We start from the raw sequence: 15,427 nt of genomic DNA on the forward strand, positions 1-15,427 counted from the left end.
GCAGCCGCCGCGTACGATGACGCGCACATGCCGAGAACGTCCCTCCTCGCCGCCGCCGCAGCGCTGCTGCTGGCGCTGCCGGCCACCGCCATCGCCGCCGATCCACTGCCCGTCGGGAAGGCGCAGGGCGTGCGCGTGACCGGCGCCCGCACCGGAGTCGTCTTCCACTTCGGCCCCGGCGCCGCATCGCTCCGTCGCGAGGTCGCCGGCAGACGCGTCGCGGTCAGCTGCACGGCGCTCCCGCGCGACGAGGACAAGCTCGGCGTCGTGCCCGGCGGCAGCAGCGGCGGCACATACGTGCGCGTCGCGCGCAGACGCGCCCCGCTGCGCACGGGCATGGTCGAGCCGACCGCCGACTACTGCTCGCTCGGTCTGCCGGGGAAGTCGCCGCTCGTCTCGGTCCCGCTGACGCAGGCCGGCGCGATCGTCCTCGACGAGCGCGAGAAGGCGTCGATGTTGCTGTCGCTGCAGCTGATCGCCGGCACGATCGGCGACCGCGTCACGCCCTCCGCCTACCCGACGCCGGCCCGCTTCGTCGCCAGCAGAGAGGCGCGCTCGCTGACCGCCGGCGGGTACCCGATCGTCGCGCTCGCCGCGCCGACCGACACGCCGCAGGGCCGCAGAGCGTTCGGCTACTGGAGCGACGGCGGACGCAGCGCCGCGTTCGTGACGCTGTCGGCGAGCGGCAGACGGCTCTACCTCCAGGTCGGCCCCGACGCCGCGCTCAGCACCAACATCGCCGGCGCGATCTTCGGAGCGGAGGACTAGATGGCCGCGCGACGGCTCACGCTCGCGGCGGCGCTCACCGCGCTCGCGCTCGCGGCGCCCGCAGTCGCAGACGCCAAGCCGCTGCCGGTCGGCAGCGCCGACGGCGTCCGGATCGAGCAGCATCGCACCGGGACGACGATCGTCTTCACGAGACGAGCCGACCGGCTGTGGCGCCAAGTCGCCGGGCAGACGGTCGAGCTGAGCTGCATGCGGCTCAGCGACACCGGCGTCGGGCTCGTCACCGAGGGCGGCTTCGGCTACAGCTTCAAGGTGCCCAAGCGGCGCCAGCCGCTGCGGCCCGGGATGCTCAGTCCGCCGCTGGGCGACTGGTGCACCGTCTCGCTCGTCTTCGAGCACCCGCGAACGCTGCGGTTCGAGACGCTCGTCGCCGTCCCACTGACGCAGGCCGGCGCCGTCGTGCTCGACGAGCGCGAGCAGGCGGGCTGGATGAGCGCCGTGCTCGCGATCGCCAGCAGCGTCACGAACGGCGCCAGACCGGCCGGCTACCCGACGCCGGCCCGGCTGACGACCGGCCGCTGGGCGAAGGCGATCAGACGCGACGGCTACCGCATCACGGCGCTCGCCGCCGCGACCGACACGCCGCCGCCCGGCCGTGTCGGCTACTGGAGCGACGGCGCCCAGCGCGCGACCGTCGTCACGCTCTCGGGCAGCGGCCGCCGCCTCTTCATCGAGGTCGGCCCTGACGACGCGCTCAGCACGAACGTCGCCAGGGCGATCCTCAACCTCGCCGGCTAGCTACCAGGTCACTGGACGACCCGCGGCGGGTCGCCGGCGCCGACCGCGTCCTCGCCGCCGACCGCGTTGGCGGCGATCACGCGGCTGAACCACTTCGCGCTCGCCTTCGGGATCCGCTCCTGCGTGCGGTAGTCGACGTAGACGAGGCCGAACCGCTTCGAGTAGCCGAGCGCCCACTCGAAGTTGTCCATCAGCGACCAGACGAAGTAGCCGCGCACGTCGGCGCCCTGCTCGATCGCCTGCGCGGTCGCGCGGAAGTGGCCGTCGAGGAAGGCGATCCGCTCGACGTCGTCGACCTCGCCCTCGGGGTCGACGTAGTCGGCGAAGGCGGCGCCGTTCTCGGTCACGTACAGCGGCAGGTCGGTGTAGTCGGTCGCGACCCGCACCAGCACCTCGCGCAGCCCGTCGGGGTGGATGCCGATCTCGCCGTCGGTCAGCGGGCCGGCGTCGGGCTCCTTGACCCAGCCGCGCGGGTCGTCCGCCGACGGCGAGACGAAGTGGCGCTCGTAGAAGTTGACGCCGAGGTAGTCGAGCGGCTGCCCGATCGCGGCGAGGTCGCCCTCCTGCACGAACTCCATCGCGGTCGCGACGCTCTGCAGCTCGACCATGTCCTGCGGGTAGGCGCCCTTGAAGAGCGGGTCGAGGAACCAGCGGTTCTCGCGCCCGTCGACCCGCCGCGCGGCCTCCAGCGCCGCCGGGTCGTCGCTCGACGGCCACGCCGACGAGAGGTTGAGCGTGATCCCGACCTGGCCGCTGACGCCCGCCCCGCGCAGCGCGGAGACCGCCCGCCCGTGGCCGAGCAGCAGGTGGTGGGAGGCGGCGACGCCCGCCGCCAGGCTCTGCACGCCCGGCGCGTGGCGCCCCTCCATGTAGCCGAGGAACGACGAGCAGTACGGCTCGTTCAGCGTCACCCAGAACGGCACGTCGTCCTTGAAGACGCGCGCGATCTGCTCGCTGTACTCGCCGAACCGCTCCGCGGTCGAGCGGACGGCCCAGCCGCCCTCCTCCTGCAGGTCCTGCGGCAGGTCCCAGTGGTAGAGCGTCACCATCGGCGTGACGCCGCGCTGCTGCAGCCCGTCGAGCAGCCGCTTGTAGTGGTCGACGACGTGCTGGACGAGCGGACCGCGGCCGTTGGGCTGGATCCGCGGCCAGGCGAACGACAGCCGGTAGCCGCCGAGCCCGAGCGAGGCGACGAGGTCGAGGTCCTGCTCCCAGCGGTGGTAGTGGTCGCAGGCGATGTCGCCGGTGTCGCCGTGATGGACCTTGCCCGGCGTGCGGGCGAAGACGTCCCAGATCGACGGCGTGCGGCCGCCCTCCTGCGCGGCCCCTTCGATCTGGTAGGCCGCGGTCGCGGCGCCCCACAGGAAGCCGTCCGGGAAGTTGACAGTGCTCATGTCCTGGTTTTCTCCTACGCGCCCCGCGCGGCGCGCCGGCGCCGGCTGATCGCATCGATGCTCACAGCCGCCACGAGAATCGCTCCCGTGGCGATGTCCTTCGTGCTCGACGGCTTGCCGAGCAGGTCGAGTCCGTTCTCCACGCTCGCGATCACGAGCGCGCCGAGCAGCGCCTGGTAGACGCGCCCCTGGCCGCCGAAGAGGCTGGCGCCGCCGATCACCGCGGCCGCGATCGCCTCCAGCAGCAGCGTGCCGCCGCCGGTCCCGGTCGAGACCGCGAACTGGCGCGAGACGGCGATCAGGCCCGCGACGGCCGCGAGGCCCGCGGCGAGCGCGAACACCAGCACGCGGATCTGGTCGACGCGCACGCCCGCGCGCCGCGCCGCCTCTCTGTCGCCGCCGATCGCGAACAGGTGACGGCCGAGCTGGGTGCGGGTCGTCAGCGCGCCGAGCGCGACCGAGATCCCGATCAGCACGACGAGCAGCCACGGCACGCCGAAGTAGCCGTCGAGGTAGGCGACGACGAGCGCGCCGAAGGCCGCCGGCGCCAGACAGGCGGCGACGTCGTGCGACAGCGGGCGCGTCGTCAGCGACAGCCGCGTGCGCGCGCGGCGCCGCAGCGCGACGTCGGCCCACCAGCCCGCGACGGCGACGACCAGCAGCAGCCAGGCGAGCCAGCTCGGCAGGTAGCTGTTGGCGATCCCGCGCACGAACTCGTCCTCGACGCGCAGCTCGCCGGCGTTGCCGAGCAGCGTCAGCTGGACGCCCTGCCAGGCGAGGAAGCCGCCGAGCGTGACGACGAACGACGGCACGCCGACCAGCACCGAGATGCCGCCCTGCAGCAGCCCGGCGGCGGCGCCGACCGCGATCGCGAAGGCGATCGCCGCCCACGTCGGCCAGCCGTGGTTGGTCAGCAGCACCGCCACGACCGCCGCGCACATGCCGGCGAGCGTGCCGAGCGAGAGGTCGATCTCGCCGATCAGCAGCACCAGCACGACGCCGAGCGACAGCATCCCCACGACCCCGACCTGGAGGACGAGGTTGGAGAGGTTGCGCGCGGTCAGGAAGTTCTCGTTCAGCAGCTGGAAGACGAGCCAGATCAGCGCCAGGCCGATCAGGACCGGGACCGGCCCCCAGTCGGCGTCGCGCGCCGCGCCGAGGCGGGCCGCCAGACCGAGGCGGGCGCCGTCGCGTCCCGGGGCGTCTGCCCTCACGGCGCTCATGATGCCTTCGCCCCGGACAGCAGCCGCCCGCCGGTGATCGCCGCGACGACGTCGTCGGGCTCGCTCTCGGCGCGCACGAACGTGCCGGCGTTTCTGCCCAGCCGCAGGACCGCGATCCGGTCGGCGACGCGGAAGACGTCGGAGAGGTTGTGCGAGATCACGATCACGCCCAGCCCGCGCTCGGCGAGCGACCGCACGAGCCCGAGCACCATGTCGGTCTGCTCGACGCCGAGCGCGGCGGTCGGCTCGTCGAGCAGCACGAGCTTGGAGCCCCACAGCACCGCGCGCGCGACCGCGACCGCCTGCCGCTGGCCGCCCGACAGCCCCGACACGGGGCGCCGGACGTCGCGCAGCGTCGTCACCGACAGCTCCGCCAGCACCTCGCGCGTGCGCTGCTCCATCGCCGCGTTGGAGAGCCGCCGCAGCCGCCCGGCCAGCGGCGCCTTGACCTGCTCGCGGCCGAGGAAGAGGTTGGCGACGACGTCGAGGTTGTCGCAGATCGCGAGGTCCTGGTAGACGGTCGCGATCCCCAGCTCGGCGGCGGCCTGAGGCCCGCTGACGCGGACCTCGTCGCCTTCGAACAGGATCCGGCCCTCGTCGGCCGTGTGGGCGCCGGCGATCGTCTTCACGAGCGTCGACTTGCCGGCGCCGTTGTCACCGACGAGGGCGAGCACCTCGCCCCGCCGGACCTCCAGGTCGACGCCGTTCAACGCGTGAACGGCGCCGTAGGACTTGCGGATCCCCTCCAGTCTCAGGAGGGGCGCTGAATTCACTGCGGGCATCTCGCCGCCGCCTTGCCCGTGCAGACTCTCTCCGGCGTCGTGAAGCCGTCGGCGAAGACGGTGTCGACGATGTTGTCCTTCGTCACGACGACCGGGTCGAGCAGGATCGACGGCACGTCGCCGGCGCCGTTGTCGGTCGTGCCGGTCGCCAGCGCTCTCGCCTCGTCGGCCTTGCCGGTGCCGAGCGCGACGGCGACTCTGGCGGCCGCCTCGGCCTCGGCCTTGATCGCCTTGTAGACCGACATCGTCTGCTGGCCGAGCAGGATCCGCTGGAGCCCGGCGTCGGTCGCGTCCTGGCCGGTGACGAGCACTCTGCCGGTCAGCCCGCGCGGCTCCAGCGCGTTGACGACGCCGCCGGCGAGGCCGTCGTTGGCGGCGATCACGCCGTCGACCTGGTCGTTGAGGCGGGTCAGCGCCTGCTCCATCAGCGTGCGACCCTTCTGCGGGTCGAACTGCTGCGCGTCGCCCTCGTACCCGAGTCTGAGCGTGCCGTCTCTGATCAGCGGGTCGAGCGCTCTGTGCGCGCCGGCCTTGAACTGGCGGCCGGGCGCGATCGACTGGTCGCCGTTGATGAACGCGACGGTCGAGCCCTCTCTCAGCTCTCTCGCGAGGAACTCGCCCTGCAGCTGGCCGACGATCTCGTTGTCGAACGAGACGTAGAAGTCGGCGTGGCCGTCGGTGATCAGGCCGTCGTAGGAGACGACCGGGATTCTCGCCTGCTGCGCCTTGTCGGAGATCGCCGCGCCGGCCGCCTCGTCCAGCGGCGAGACGACGATCACGTCGGCGCCGTTGGTGATCGCGGACTCGGTCTGCGTCACCTGCCGCGCCGAGTCGCCCTCGGCGTTGTTGGCGATCACCTCGGCGCCCGGGGCGATCTCCTGCACCGCTCTCTCGAACAGCGGCTTGTCCTGGTTCTCGAAGCGGTCGGCGCAGGTCGAGCAGGGCATCAGGAAGGCGATCTTGAGGCCCTTCCCGCTCTGCCCGCCGGACTCGCCGCCCGTCGTGCTCGCCGTCGTCGCGCTGCCACTGCCCGTGCTCTCGTCGTCCGACGAGGAACCGCAGGCGGCCAGGCCGCCGCCCATCAATGCCGTCGTGGCGACCAACGCCACGACCGATCGCAGGTGCTTCACCGTGCGTCCTCTCCTCCGTGGGTGTGTCTGGGGGTGCTGCGGGGTGCGTCAGGGTGCTGCGAGCGCCGCCCGCTGCCCGCCTGCGGCGAAGAAGCGGTCGACGATCATCGTCGCCGCCCCGAGCGCGACCGCATCGGGGCCGAGGCGACAGAGGTCGAGCGTCAGCTGCTCGAACGGCGGTCTCAGCGCGCGCCCGCCGGCCTGCTCCGCCACCAGCGGAAGCAGCAGCGGACCGAGCCGCAGCCCGACCCAGCCGCCGACGACGACGCGGTCGGGGTTGATCAGGTTGACGAGGTCCGAGACCCCGGCGCCGAGGTAACGGGCGGTCTCGCGCAGGACGCCGAGCGCGCGCTCGTCCCCCGCCTCCGCCGCGACCGCCAGCCGCTCGATCGCCGCCTCGTCGCCGTGACCGCCGGCCGGCTCGCCGCCGTCCCCTCCGGCGGCCAGCCAGCGGCGTGCGATCGCCGGCGCCCCGACGTAGGCCTCGAGGCAGCCGTGCGCGCCGCAGCGGCACGGGTCGCCGTCGAGCACCAACGTCGTGTGGCCCCACTCGCCGGCGGACGCGCTCGCCCCGCGGTAGACCGCTCCGTGCTGCAGGAACGACGCCCCGACGCCGGTCCCGATCAGGCAGACCATCACGTCCTGGTCCTCGCCGGCGGCACCGAACCACGCCTCCGCCGTCCCCAGCGCCTTCGCGCCGTTGGAGACGAACGACGGCAGCCCGGTCCGCTCGGCCAGCAGCGTCGCCAGCGGCACGCCCTCCCAGCCGATGCTGGGTGCGTGCACGAGCGTCGTGCCGCTGCTGTCCTCGACGATGCCGGGGACGCCGACGCCGAGCCCGAGCACGCGCTCGCGCTCGACGCCGGCGCCGTCCAGCAGCCGCTGCACGCCGTCGGCGACGAGGTCGGCGATCGCCTCCGCCCGCTGGTCGTCGGCGCCGACCGGCAGCTCGACCTCGGCGGTGCGCTGCAGCGCCAGGTCGAACAGCTCCAGCCGCACCGCCGTCTCGCCGAGGTCGATCCCGACGATCGCGCCGTAGCGCGGGTTGATGCCGGTCAACGAGGCCGGACGGCCGCCGTTGGAGGGGAGCTGCCCGGCCTCGCCGAGCACCCCCTCCTCCAGCAGCTGCCCGACGACGTTGGCCGCGGTCGCGGCGCTGACGCCCGCGCGGACGGCGATGTCCTGCCGGCTGATCGGCCCCTCGCGGCGGAGCGTGTAGAGCACGCTCGCGCGGTTCGCGAGACGGACGTCACGGGTTGTCCTGCGGGTCACCGCCATCCTCCTGCGCTCAGCTCGTGGGGACGAGCTGCCACTCCTGGTTGGGCTCGCCCGTGAAGGTCGCCCACTGCTGGATCTGGGTGTCCTCCTCGAGTCTGCCGTCGGTCAGGTCGAGCGACTTGCCGGAGCCGCGGTTGACGATCCGGTAGTAGCCGGAGGTCGCGGCCGTGATCGACCACTGCTGGTAGACGTTCCCTGACCCCGTGACGGCCCACTGCTGCATCTTCCCGCCGTCGGCGGTCGAGCTGCCGTTGTCGAGCCCGAGGCCGCTGTTGCGGTTGATCAGGTTGTAGTAGCCGCTGCCGATGTCGACGAGTCTCCACTGCTGGTCGTAGTCGGAGTTGTCGAGCCACTGGACGATTCTCGCGCCGTTGGCCGTCGAGGCGCCGGAGACGCCGAACGGCTTGCCGCTGGTGCGGCTGACGAACTTGAAGATCCGCCCGTTGGCCGGCGTCGCCGGCAGCGACGTGGCGGCCGGGATCGTCCCGCGGAAGGTCGCTGTCGCGCGCGACCCGAGCGTGTAGCTGAACGACCCTCTGCCGTTCCAGCTGACCGTGAACGCGGTCGATGTCGTGTTGGTGTTGTGCGCGACGAGCACCTCCTGGCCGCTCGGGTCCTTGAACGCGGCCGTGACGATCCCGTGCGCGTCGACGGTCGAGCCGATGTGTCTCGATCCGACCGGGACGAACTTCGAGATCTGCCCGAGCTGGAAGTAGCTGTTGCGCAGCGTCACCGCGCTCGTGCTCGGGTCGATCGTGATCAGGCCGACGCAGCTTCTGCAGCCGCCGAGGGTCGGGCCGGCGCTCGGGTCGAGCGCGATGTTCCACGTGATCGCGCCCTCAGCCCAGTTCTGGACCGACTTCAGCGCCATGTCGGCGGTGCCGTATCTGATGATGTCGGTCGGACCGGTGTCCGACGAGCACTCGGTCTCGAAGATGCTCTTCGTCGGGAAGAGGTTGTGGATCTTCGTCATCGCCGCCGGATCCGACGGGTTGTCGTAGCAGTGCCACGCCGTGCCGTCGAAGCTGCTCGCGTTGGCGTTCAGCAGCGCGAGCGGGTTGGCGAAGAACTCCCAGTTGTGGTCGAAGCCGAGGATCTGCTTCGACAGGCCCGCTCTCGTCAGCGTCGGGCGCAGGTAGTTGGCGACCCACGAGCCCTCGGCCGCCGGCGTCCAGCTCATGCCGGGGTAGTCGGTCGGGCAGTAGCCGGGCTCGTTCTGCGGCGTGACCGCCCAGATCGGGATCCCGTTGCTCTCGTACGCTCTGATCCAGCTCGCGAAGTAGTCGGCCCAGTCCTGGTAGTTGGCCGCGTTGAGCGTGCTGTTGACGCCGCCGGTGTTGCAGATCATCGAGCCGTTGGACTTCATCCAGCCGGGCGCGCTCCAGGGGCTGGCGACGATCTTCAGGTTCGGGTTGATCGCGAGCGCGTCTCTGATCATCGGGATGATCCGCCCGGTGTCCTGGCTGGTCAGCGCGAAGGCGCTGCCGGAGCTGTCGCGCGAGGTCCAGTGTCTCGTCGCGGCGGTGAAGTCCGACGACGTCATCGGCACGCGCCAGAACTGGAAGCCGACGCCGTCGGCCGCGCTCGTGGCGAAGATCTTGTTCATCAGCGTCGAGTACGCCGACGGGTTCGACGTCTTCAGTCTCGCCAGCAGGTACGCCGACGAGTCGGTGAACGAGGCGCCGAAGCCGCCGCTGATCGTCTGCGTCACCTTGCTGTCGTCGACCTCGACGTTGATCGTGCCGCGCGCGGCGCTGCCGAGCGTGACGTTGGGCTGCGCCGTCAGCCCGCTGCTGCCGCTTCCCGGCGTCTGCCACACGTTCAGCGTCTCGCCGACCGCGAGCGCTGAGCTGGGTACTGCTCCGAGCGCGACCGTCGCTCCGACTGCAAGCAGGGCCGCGCGACAGGCGCTGGTGAGCCTGTTCCGCTCCATCTCTCCTCCAACCTCGCTGGAACAACCCTTCGGACGGGACTTAACCTAAGAGCTAGAAGAAGTCCCTGTCAAGGGTCCGGGTACGGTTTCCTGCGAACCCTGCAGCGAGGAGAGCGGATGAGCATCGAGGAGACGGTCGGCAGCGCGCGGCGGCAGTCGCTGGCGGACCTGCTGCGGCGCTCCGCGGCCCGCCATCCGGCGCGCGTCGCGGTCTCGGAGGGCGCGCGGGCGCGGACCTTCGCCGAGCTCGACGCCGACGCCTCGCGGATCGCGCAGGCGCTGCACGCGCGCGGTGTGGGCGCAGGCGACCGCGTCGCGCTGCTGGCGCGCAACTGCCTCGACTACGTCCAGGCGATCTTCGGCGTCGCACGCGCCGGCGCCGTGCTGGTGCCGGTCAACTTCATGCTGGGCGGGCGGGAGGCCGGCTACGTGCTCGGGCATTCGAGAGCGGTCGCGCTGATCGCGCAGGAGGCGCTGGTCGGGGTCGCCGAGGAGGCGCTGGCGACCCGCGCGGAGGCCGCTCCCGCGTCCGGCGCGGAGGCCTCCCCCGCGATGCGCGCCCGCGTCGTCATCGGCGACGGCGAGCCGGCGGAGGGCTGGGAGCCGTTCTCCGCGCTGCTCGCGCACGACGACGCGCGCGATCCGCAGGTGCCGCTGGCGCCCGACGCGCCGGCGCAGGTCCTCTACACCTCCGGCACCGAGTCGCGGCCGAAGGGCGCGGTCCTCTCGCACGACGCGCTGATCGCGCAGTACGCCTCGTGCGTGATCGACGGCGGCATGAGCGGCGACGACGTCGAGCTGCACGCGCTGCCGCTGTTCCACTGCGCCCAGCAGCACTGCTTCCTCGTGCCGGACGTGTGGCTCGGCGCGCGCAGCATCATCCTCCCCGGCCCCGACCCGGCGACCGTGCTGGAGCGGATCGAGGCCGACGGGGTCACGAAGCTGTTCGCGCCGCCGACCGTCTGGATCTCGCTGCTGCGCCACCCCGACTTCGACCGCCGCGACCTCTCCTCGCTGCGCAAGGGCTACTACGGCGCCGCGATCATGCCGGTCGAGGTGCTGCGCGAGCTGGGCGAGCGGCTGCCGCAGGTGCGGCTGTGGAACTTCTACGGGCAGACCGAGATGGCGCCGGTCGCCGTGATGCTGCAGCCCGAGGACCAGATCCGCAAGGCCGGCTCGGCGGGGCGCGCGGCGTTGAACGTCGAGACGCGCGTGATCCGGCCGGACGGGAGCGACTGCGCGGCTGGCGAGATCGGCGAGATCGTCCATCGCAGCCCGCACGCGATCCTCGGGTACCTCGACGACCCGGACAAGACGGCAGCGGCGTTCGCCGGCGGCTGGTTCCACTCCGGCGACCTCGGCACGCTCGACGACGAGGGCTACCTGACCGTCGTCGACCGCATCAAGGACATGATCAAGACGGGCGGCGAGAACGTCGCGAGTCGCGAGGTCGAGGAGGCGCTGTACGAGCACGACGCGGTCGCCGAGGTCGCGGTCGTCGGCGTGCCGCACCCGGTCTGGATCGAGGCGGTCGTCGCGATCGCGGTCCCGAGAGCGGGCGCCGCGCTCGACGCCGACGCGCTGATCGCCCACGCGCGCGAGCGGCTGGCGCCGTTCAAGGTGCCGAAGGCGGTAGCGGTCGTCGACGCGCTGCCGAAGAACCCGAGCGGCAAGCTGCTGAAGCGAGACCTGCGCGAGCAGTACGCCGCGCTGGCGGACGAGATCGCGCGCTAGTGGCGGCGCCGACGCCGGACGCGGGCGTGCCGGACGCTGGGCGGGCGCTGCGCGTCCTGCTCGCCGACGACGAGCCGCTGCTGCGGGCAGGGCTGGCGCAGCTGCTCGCGGACGCGGGGATCGAGGTCGTGGCGCAGATCGGCTCCGCGGACGAGATCGCCGCCGCCGTCGCCGCGCACGCGCCCGACGTCGCCGTGATCGACATCCAGATGCCGCCCGGCGGGAGCGACGACGGCCTGCGCGCGGCGATCGCGCTGCGCCGCTCCGGCGCGCCGACGCGCGTGCTGGTGCTGTCGAACTTCCTCGAGGAGCGCTACCCGCTGGAGCTGATCGGCGACGACGCCAGCGGCGTCGGCTACCTGCTGAAGACGCGCGTCGCCGACGCGGGCGCGCTGGTGGAGGCGCTGCGGCGGGTCGCGGCCGGCGGCTCCGCGCTCGACCCGGAGGTGGTCGCGCGGATGGTCGGCCGGCGCCGCCCGGCCGACCCGCTGCAGACGCTGACGCCGCGCGAGCGCGAGGTGCTGACGGGGATGGCCGAGGGCCTCTCCAACCGCGGCATCGCCGACGCGCTCGGGGTGTCGGAGGCGGCGGTCGAGAAGCACGTCACGCGCCTCTTCGGCAAGCTCGGCCTCAGCCGCCAGCCGGATCGTCACCGGCGCGTGCAGGCGGTGCTGGCGCTGCTGCGGCCGTGAGCGGCAGGCGGGCTTCGAGGACGGTGCCGGGCGCGCCCCCGCCAGCGTCAGCCGCGAAGCCGGACGCGCCAGCATCAGCCGCGAAGCCGGGCGCGCTCGCGCGAGGCGGCGCGCCCTCCCTCAGCGCGAGCCGCCCGCCGAGCGCCTCGACCCGATCGCGCAGACCCGCCAGCCCGCGGCCGGGCGCGGGCGTCGCGCCGCCGCGGCCGTCGTCGGCGACGGTCACGACCAGCTCGCCGCCGTCGTCGGTCACGCGCACGCTGGCGGCCTCGGCGGCAGCGTGCTTGACGACGTTCGTGAGCGCCTCGGCGATCGTGTAGTAGGCCGCCGCCTCGACCGCCGCCGGCCAGCGCCGCTCGGGGATCTCCAGCGTGACGACCAGCGGCAGCGGCCCCGTCAGCGACTCGACCGCCGCCGCCACGCCGCGGTTGGTGAGGATCTGCGGATGCAGCCCCGAGCCGAGGTCGCGCAGCTCCGCGATCGCGCCCTGCGTCTCGCGCGCGGCCGCCTCGATCAGCGCCGCGACCTCGCCGCGATCGCCGCCCGCCTCCCCGCCGCCCGCGCCCGCCTCGCCCCGGCTCGCGAGTGCCTCTCCGCCGCCAGCCGGCTCAGCGCCCGCCGCGGCGCGATCCGCCGCCCGCCGCAGCGCCAGCAGGATCCCGATCAGCCGCTGCTGGGCGCCGTCGTGGAGGTCGCGGACGAGCCGGCGGCGCTCGGCGTCGGCCGCCTCGACGATCCGCGCGCGGGAGGCGTGCAGCTCCTCCGCTCGCGCCCGCGCGACCGCCTCGCGCCGCAGCGCCTCCTCCGCCTCCAGCTGCGCCGTCACGTCGCGGAAGACCACGACCGCACCGCGCCCGCCGGCCGTCGCCAGCGGCGCGGAGGAGTACGCGACGCGGAAGCTCGAGCCGTCGCGGCGCCAGAAGACGTCGTCCTCGGCGCGCACGGTCTCGCCGCTCGTGCGCGGCCGCAGCAGCGGGCAGTCCTCCTCTGGGAAGGGCGTCCCGTCGCCGTGATGGTGGTGGATCGTCGCGTGGCTGGGGCGGCCGAGCAGCGCCTCCCCCGGCCAGCCGAGCAGCTCCAGCGCGGCCGGGTTGGCGAACTCGACGCGGCCCTCGTGGTCGACGACGTAGACCGCGTCGGCGATGCTGTCGAGCAGCAGGCCGAGCAGCTCCGGCGGCGCGCTTCTCATGAGGCCCGCAGCCGCGTCAGGACCGCCATCACGCGACGGTGCTCGCCGGCCTCCTCGCCGAGGCCGAGCTTGTCGAAGACGCGCGTCGCGTGCTTGTCGACGGCCGCCGGGGTGATCTGCAGCAGCGCCGCGATGCCGCGGTTGGACTTGCCCTCGGCCATCAGCGTCAGCACCTCCCGCTCGCGCGGCGTCAGCTCCGCCAGCGGGTCGTCAGCGCGGCGGCGGCCGACGATCCGCGCGACGACCTCGGGGTCGAGCGCCGAGCCGCCCGCTGCGACCCGCTCGATCGCCTCGACCAGCGCGCCGACGTCGGCGACGCGATCCTTCAGCAGGTAGCCGACGCCGCTCGCGTCGTCGCCGATCAGGTCGAGCGCGTAGCGCTCCTCGAGGAACTGCGACAGCACGACGACGCTCGTGCCGGGCAGCGTCGCGCGGATCTCGCGCGCGGCGCGGAGGCCGTCGTCGGTCCCGTCGGGCGGCATCTGCACGTCGACGAGCGCCACGTCGGGCCGGTGGGCGCGCGCCTTGCGCAGCAGCTCCTCGGCGTCGCCGGCCTCGGCGACGACCTCGATCCCCGCGTCCTCCAGCAGCCGCGCGACGCCCTGGCGCAGCAGCGCGTTGTCGTCGGCGACGAGCACCCGGAGCGGAGCCATGGGCCGCACCCTACCGCCGCCCGCCTCGCGCCCGCCGACGCCCCGCGCGATGTCGGGTTTTCCCGACAGCGGCTGTCCGATCGCGCCCCTGTCCGCGCCCGCGCGCGACTGCGACGCTCGACGCACACTCCAACGAGGAGCCCAGCGATGCCGAACCAGACCCCGGCCAGAGAGCCGACCAGCCCGCTGCTGGTGACCGTCCGCTACGTGCTGCCGATCGCCGTCGTCGTGGCCGGCCTGATCTTCTTCCTGACCGACCCGACCGTCCGCAACTTCGAGGGCCCCGCCGCCCTGATCGGCGCCGGCCTCAGCGTGCTGCTGCTGAACGTCCTCCACCGCGCCGGCGTCCGCGGCGACGTCGACCGCGACCGTGAGGCCGCGGCCCGCAGCTACTTCGACGCCCACGGCCACTGGCCCGACGAGGCGCGTCAGGCCGGCGGCATGTCCAAGTAGACGGTCTTCGTCTCGGTGAAGAACGAGACGGCCGCCTTGCCCTGCTCGCGCGAGCCGGAGCTGGAGTCCTTCGTGCCGCCGAACGGCGCCTGCGGCTCGGCGCCGGCGGTCTCGGAGTTGACGTGGACCATGCCGGCCTCGACCTCGCGCACGAACGCGAAGGCGCGCGCGACGTCGCGCGTGAAGATCGACGCCGACAGCCCGTAGGGCGTGCCGTTGGCGACCTCGACCGCCTGCTCCAGCGAGTCGACGGGGATGATCCCGACGACCGGGCCGAAGACCTCCTCCTGCCCGAGCCGCGAGGCCGGGTCGACACCGCCGTAGACGGTCGGCGCGACGAACCAGCCGTCGCCGGCCGGCTGGCCGGCACGGCCGCCCGCGAGCAGCTCGTGGCCCTCGTCAGAGGCGATGTCGAGGTAGCCGAGCACCTTCTGCTGCTGCGGCTGCGAGACGACCGGGCCGATCTGCGTCCCCTCCGCGAGCGGGTCGCCGACGCGCAGCGCCGCCGCGCGCTCGGCCAGCCGGGCGGTGAACGCCTCGCGGATCCCCGGCAGCACGAGCGCGCGGCTGGTCGCCGTGCACTTCTGGCCGGTCGACCACATCGCGCCTCTGAGCGTCTGCTCGACCGCCTGGTCGAGGTCGGCGTCGTCGAGCACGATCACCGGGTTCTTGCCGCCCAGCTCCAGCTGCACCTTGACGCCGCGGCCGACGACCGCCTGCTGGATCGCGCGGCCGGTGCCGGTCGAGCCGGTGAAGGTCAGCGCCGCGATCCGCTCGTCGCCGGTGACGGCGTCGCCGATCGCGGCCGGCAGGCCGTGGACGAGGTTGAGCACGCCGGCCGGCAGGCCGGCCTCGTGCAGCACCTCGGCGACGCGGATCGCGCACAGCGGCGTCAGCTCCGACGGCTTCCACACGACCGTGTTGCCGAACGCGAGCGCCGGCGCGATCTTCCAGACCGGGATCGCGACCGGGAAGTTCCACGGCGTGATCACGGAGACGACGCCGAGCGGGACGCGCTCGGACCAGAGGAAGGTCGTCGCGCCCGCCGACGGCAGCACGTCGCCGACCGGCTGCGACGCCTCGCCGGCGAACCAGCGCAGGATCTGCGCGGCGCGCGTCACCTCGCCGCGGCCCTCGGCGAGCGTCTTGCCCTCCTCGCGCGACAGCTCCGCTCCGAGCGAGTCGACGCGCGCGAACAGCAGCGCGGCCGCTCTGAAGAGGATCTCCCCGCGCGCCGGGCCGGGCGTGCGGCGCCAGCCGGGCGCGGCAGCCGCGGCGGCGTCGTAGGCCTCGCGCACCTCGGCCGCGGTCGCGCCCTGCAGCCGCACGACCGCCTCGCTCGGGCGCGCCGGGTTGAAGCGCTCCAGCAGCTCCCCGCCGCCGTGCCTCCACTCGCCGCCGATCAGGACTCCACGGACGGTCGGGTCGGATGCGGTCATCGG

The 15,427-nt window shown here is 73.5% G+C and carries 14 protein-coding genes; 5 read left to right on the plus strand and 9 right to left on the minus strand.

Going from position 1 to position 15,427, the window contains the following annotated elements; genetic code table 11:
• Positions 1 to 27 precede the first annotated feature (27 nt).
• Both Q7L73_RS20405 and Q7L73_RS20410 read left to right on the plus strand, forming a co-directional pair.
• Positions 28 to 768, plus strand: a complete 741-nt coding sequence (locus Q7L73_RS20405) for a hypothetical protein (RefSeq protein WP_304692033.1) — start codon at positions 28 to 30, stop codon at positions 766 to 768.
• Complete coding sequence (locus Q7L73_RS20410) at positions 769 to 1,524, plus strand: hypothetical protein (RefSeq protein ID WP_304692031.1); 756 nt, start codon at positions 769 to 771, stop codon at positions 1,522 to 1,524.
• Positions 1,525 to 1,532: 8 nt separating this feature from the next.
• Here the strand turns inward: Q7L73_RS20410 and Q7L73_RS20415 are convergent, their stop codons facing one another.
• Genes Q7L73_RS20415 through Q7L73_RS20440 form a run of 6 tightly spaced genes read right to left on the minus strand, consistent with a single transcriptional unit; the run spans position 1,533 to position 9,264 of the window.
• Complete coding sequence (locus tag Q7L73_RS20415; RefSeq protein WP_304692030.1) at positions 1,533 to 2,918, minus strand: GH1 family beta-glucosidase; 1,386 nt, start codon at positions 2,916 to 2,918, stop codon at positions 1,533 to 1,535.
• 14 nt (positions 2,919 to 2,932) lie between these two features.
• Entirely contained in the window at positions 2,933 to 4,132 is a 1,200-nt protein-coding gene (locus tag Q7L73_RS20420) for a sugar ABC transporter permease (protein WP_304692028.1), read from the minus strand.
• A 5-nt stretch (positions 4,133 to 4,137) separates the two neighbouring features.
• The gene (locus Q7L73_RS20425) at positions 4,138 to 4,923 is read right to left on the minus strand and encodes an ATP-binding cassette domain-containing protein (RefSeq protein ID WP_304692026.1); all 786 of its coding nucleotides are present in this window, start codon (positions 4,921 to 4,923) and stop codon (positions 4,138 to 4,140) included.
• Complete coding sequence (locus Q7L73_RS20430) at positions 4,911 to 6,053, minus strand: sugar ABC transporter substrate-binding protein (protein ID WP_304692024.1); 1,143 nt, start codon at positions 6,051 to 6,053, stop codon at positions 4,911 to 4,913. The genes Q7L73_RS20425 and Q7L73_RS20430 overlap by 13 nt, the downstream gene beginning before the upstream one ends.
• Positions 6,054 to 6,101: 48 nt before the next feature.
• The gene (locus Q7L73_RS20435) at positions 6,102 to 7,325 is read right to left on the minus strand and encodes an ROK family transcriptional regulator (RefSeq protein ID WP_304692022.1); all 1,224 of its coding nucleotides are present in this window, start codon (positions 7,323 to 7,325) and stop codon (positions 6,102 to 6,104) included.
• 16 nt (positions 7,326 to 7,341) lie between these two features.
• Positions 7,342 to 9,264: an RICIN domain-containing protein gene (locus tag Q7L73_RS20440; RefSeq protein ID WP_304692020.1), complete on the minus strand. Its 1,923-nt coding sequence runs from the start codon at positions 9,262 to 9,264 to the stop codon at positions 7,342 to 7,344.
• A gap of 117 nt (positions 9,265 to 9,381) precedes the next feature.
• On the opposite strand from Q7L73_RS20440, the gene Q7L73_RS20445 reads away from it, so the two are divergent.
• On the plus strand, positions 9,382 to 10,998 hold the full coding sequence (locus Q7L73_RS20445; RefSeq protein WP_304692018.1) for a fatty acyl-CoA synthetase: 1,617 nt from the start codon (positions 9,382 to 9,384) through the stop codon (positions 10,996 to 10,998).
• Positions 10,998 to 11,690, plus strand: coding sequence for a response regulator transcription factor (locus Q7L73_RS20450; protein WP_304692016.1), 693 nt, complete (start codon positions 10,998 to 11,000; stop codon positions 11,688 to 11,690). The genes Q7L73_RS20445 and Q7L73_RS20450 overlap by 1 nt, the downstream gene beginning before the upstream one ends.
• Here the strand turns inward: Q7L73_RS20450 and Q7L73_RS20455 are convergent.
• Positions 11,629 to 12,879 carry a PAS domain S-box protein gene (locus Q7L73_RS20455; RefSeq protein WP_304692014.1) on the minus strand — a complete coding sequence of 417 codons (1,251 nt, stop codon included), beginning with the start codon at positions 12,877 to 12,879 and terminating at the stop codon, positions 11,629 to 11,631. The genes Q7L73_RS20450 and Q7L73_RS20455 overlap by 62 nt on opposite strands.
• A complete protein-coding gene (locus Q7L73_RS20460) occupies positions 12,876 to 13,532 on the minus strand; it encodes a response regulator transcription factor (RefSeq protein WP_304692012.1) in 657 nt (218 codons plus the stop codon). The genes Q7L73_RS20455 and Q7L73_RS20460 overlap by 4 nt, the downstream gene beginning before the upstream one ends.
• Before the next feature lie 147 nt (positions 13,533 to 13,679).
• Between Q7L73_RS20460 and Q7L73_RS20465 the strand changes: the two genes are divergently transcribed.
• A complete protein-coding gene (locus Q7L73_RS20465; RefSeq protein WP_304692010.1) occupies positions 13,680 to 13,985 on the plus strand; it encodes a hypothetical protein in 306 nt (101 codons plus the stop codon).
• Here the strand turns inward: Q7L73_RS20465 and Q7L73_RS20470 are convergent.
• Positions 13,961 to 15,424: an aldehyde dehydrogenase family protein gene (locus tag Q7L73_RS20470; RefSeq protein WP_304692008.1), complete on the minus strand. Its 1,464-nt coding sequence runs from the start codon at positions 15,422 to 15,424 to the stop codon at positions 13,961 to 13,963. The genes Q7L73_RS20465 and Q7L73_RS20470 overlap by 25 nt on opposite strands.
• Positions 15,425 to 15,427: the final 3 nt, after the last annotated feature.

Source organism: Conexibacter sp. CPCC 205762, from assembly GCF_030646155.1.
Classification (GTDB): Bacteria; Actinomycetota; Thermoleophilia; order Solirubrobacterales; family Solirubrobacteraceae; genus Conexibacter.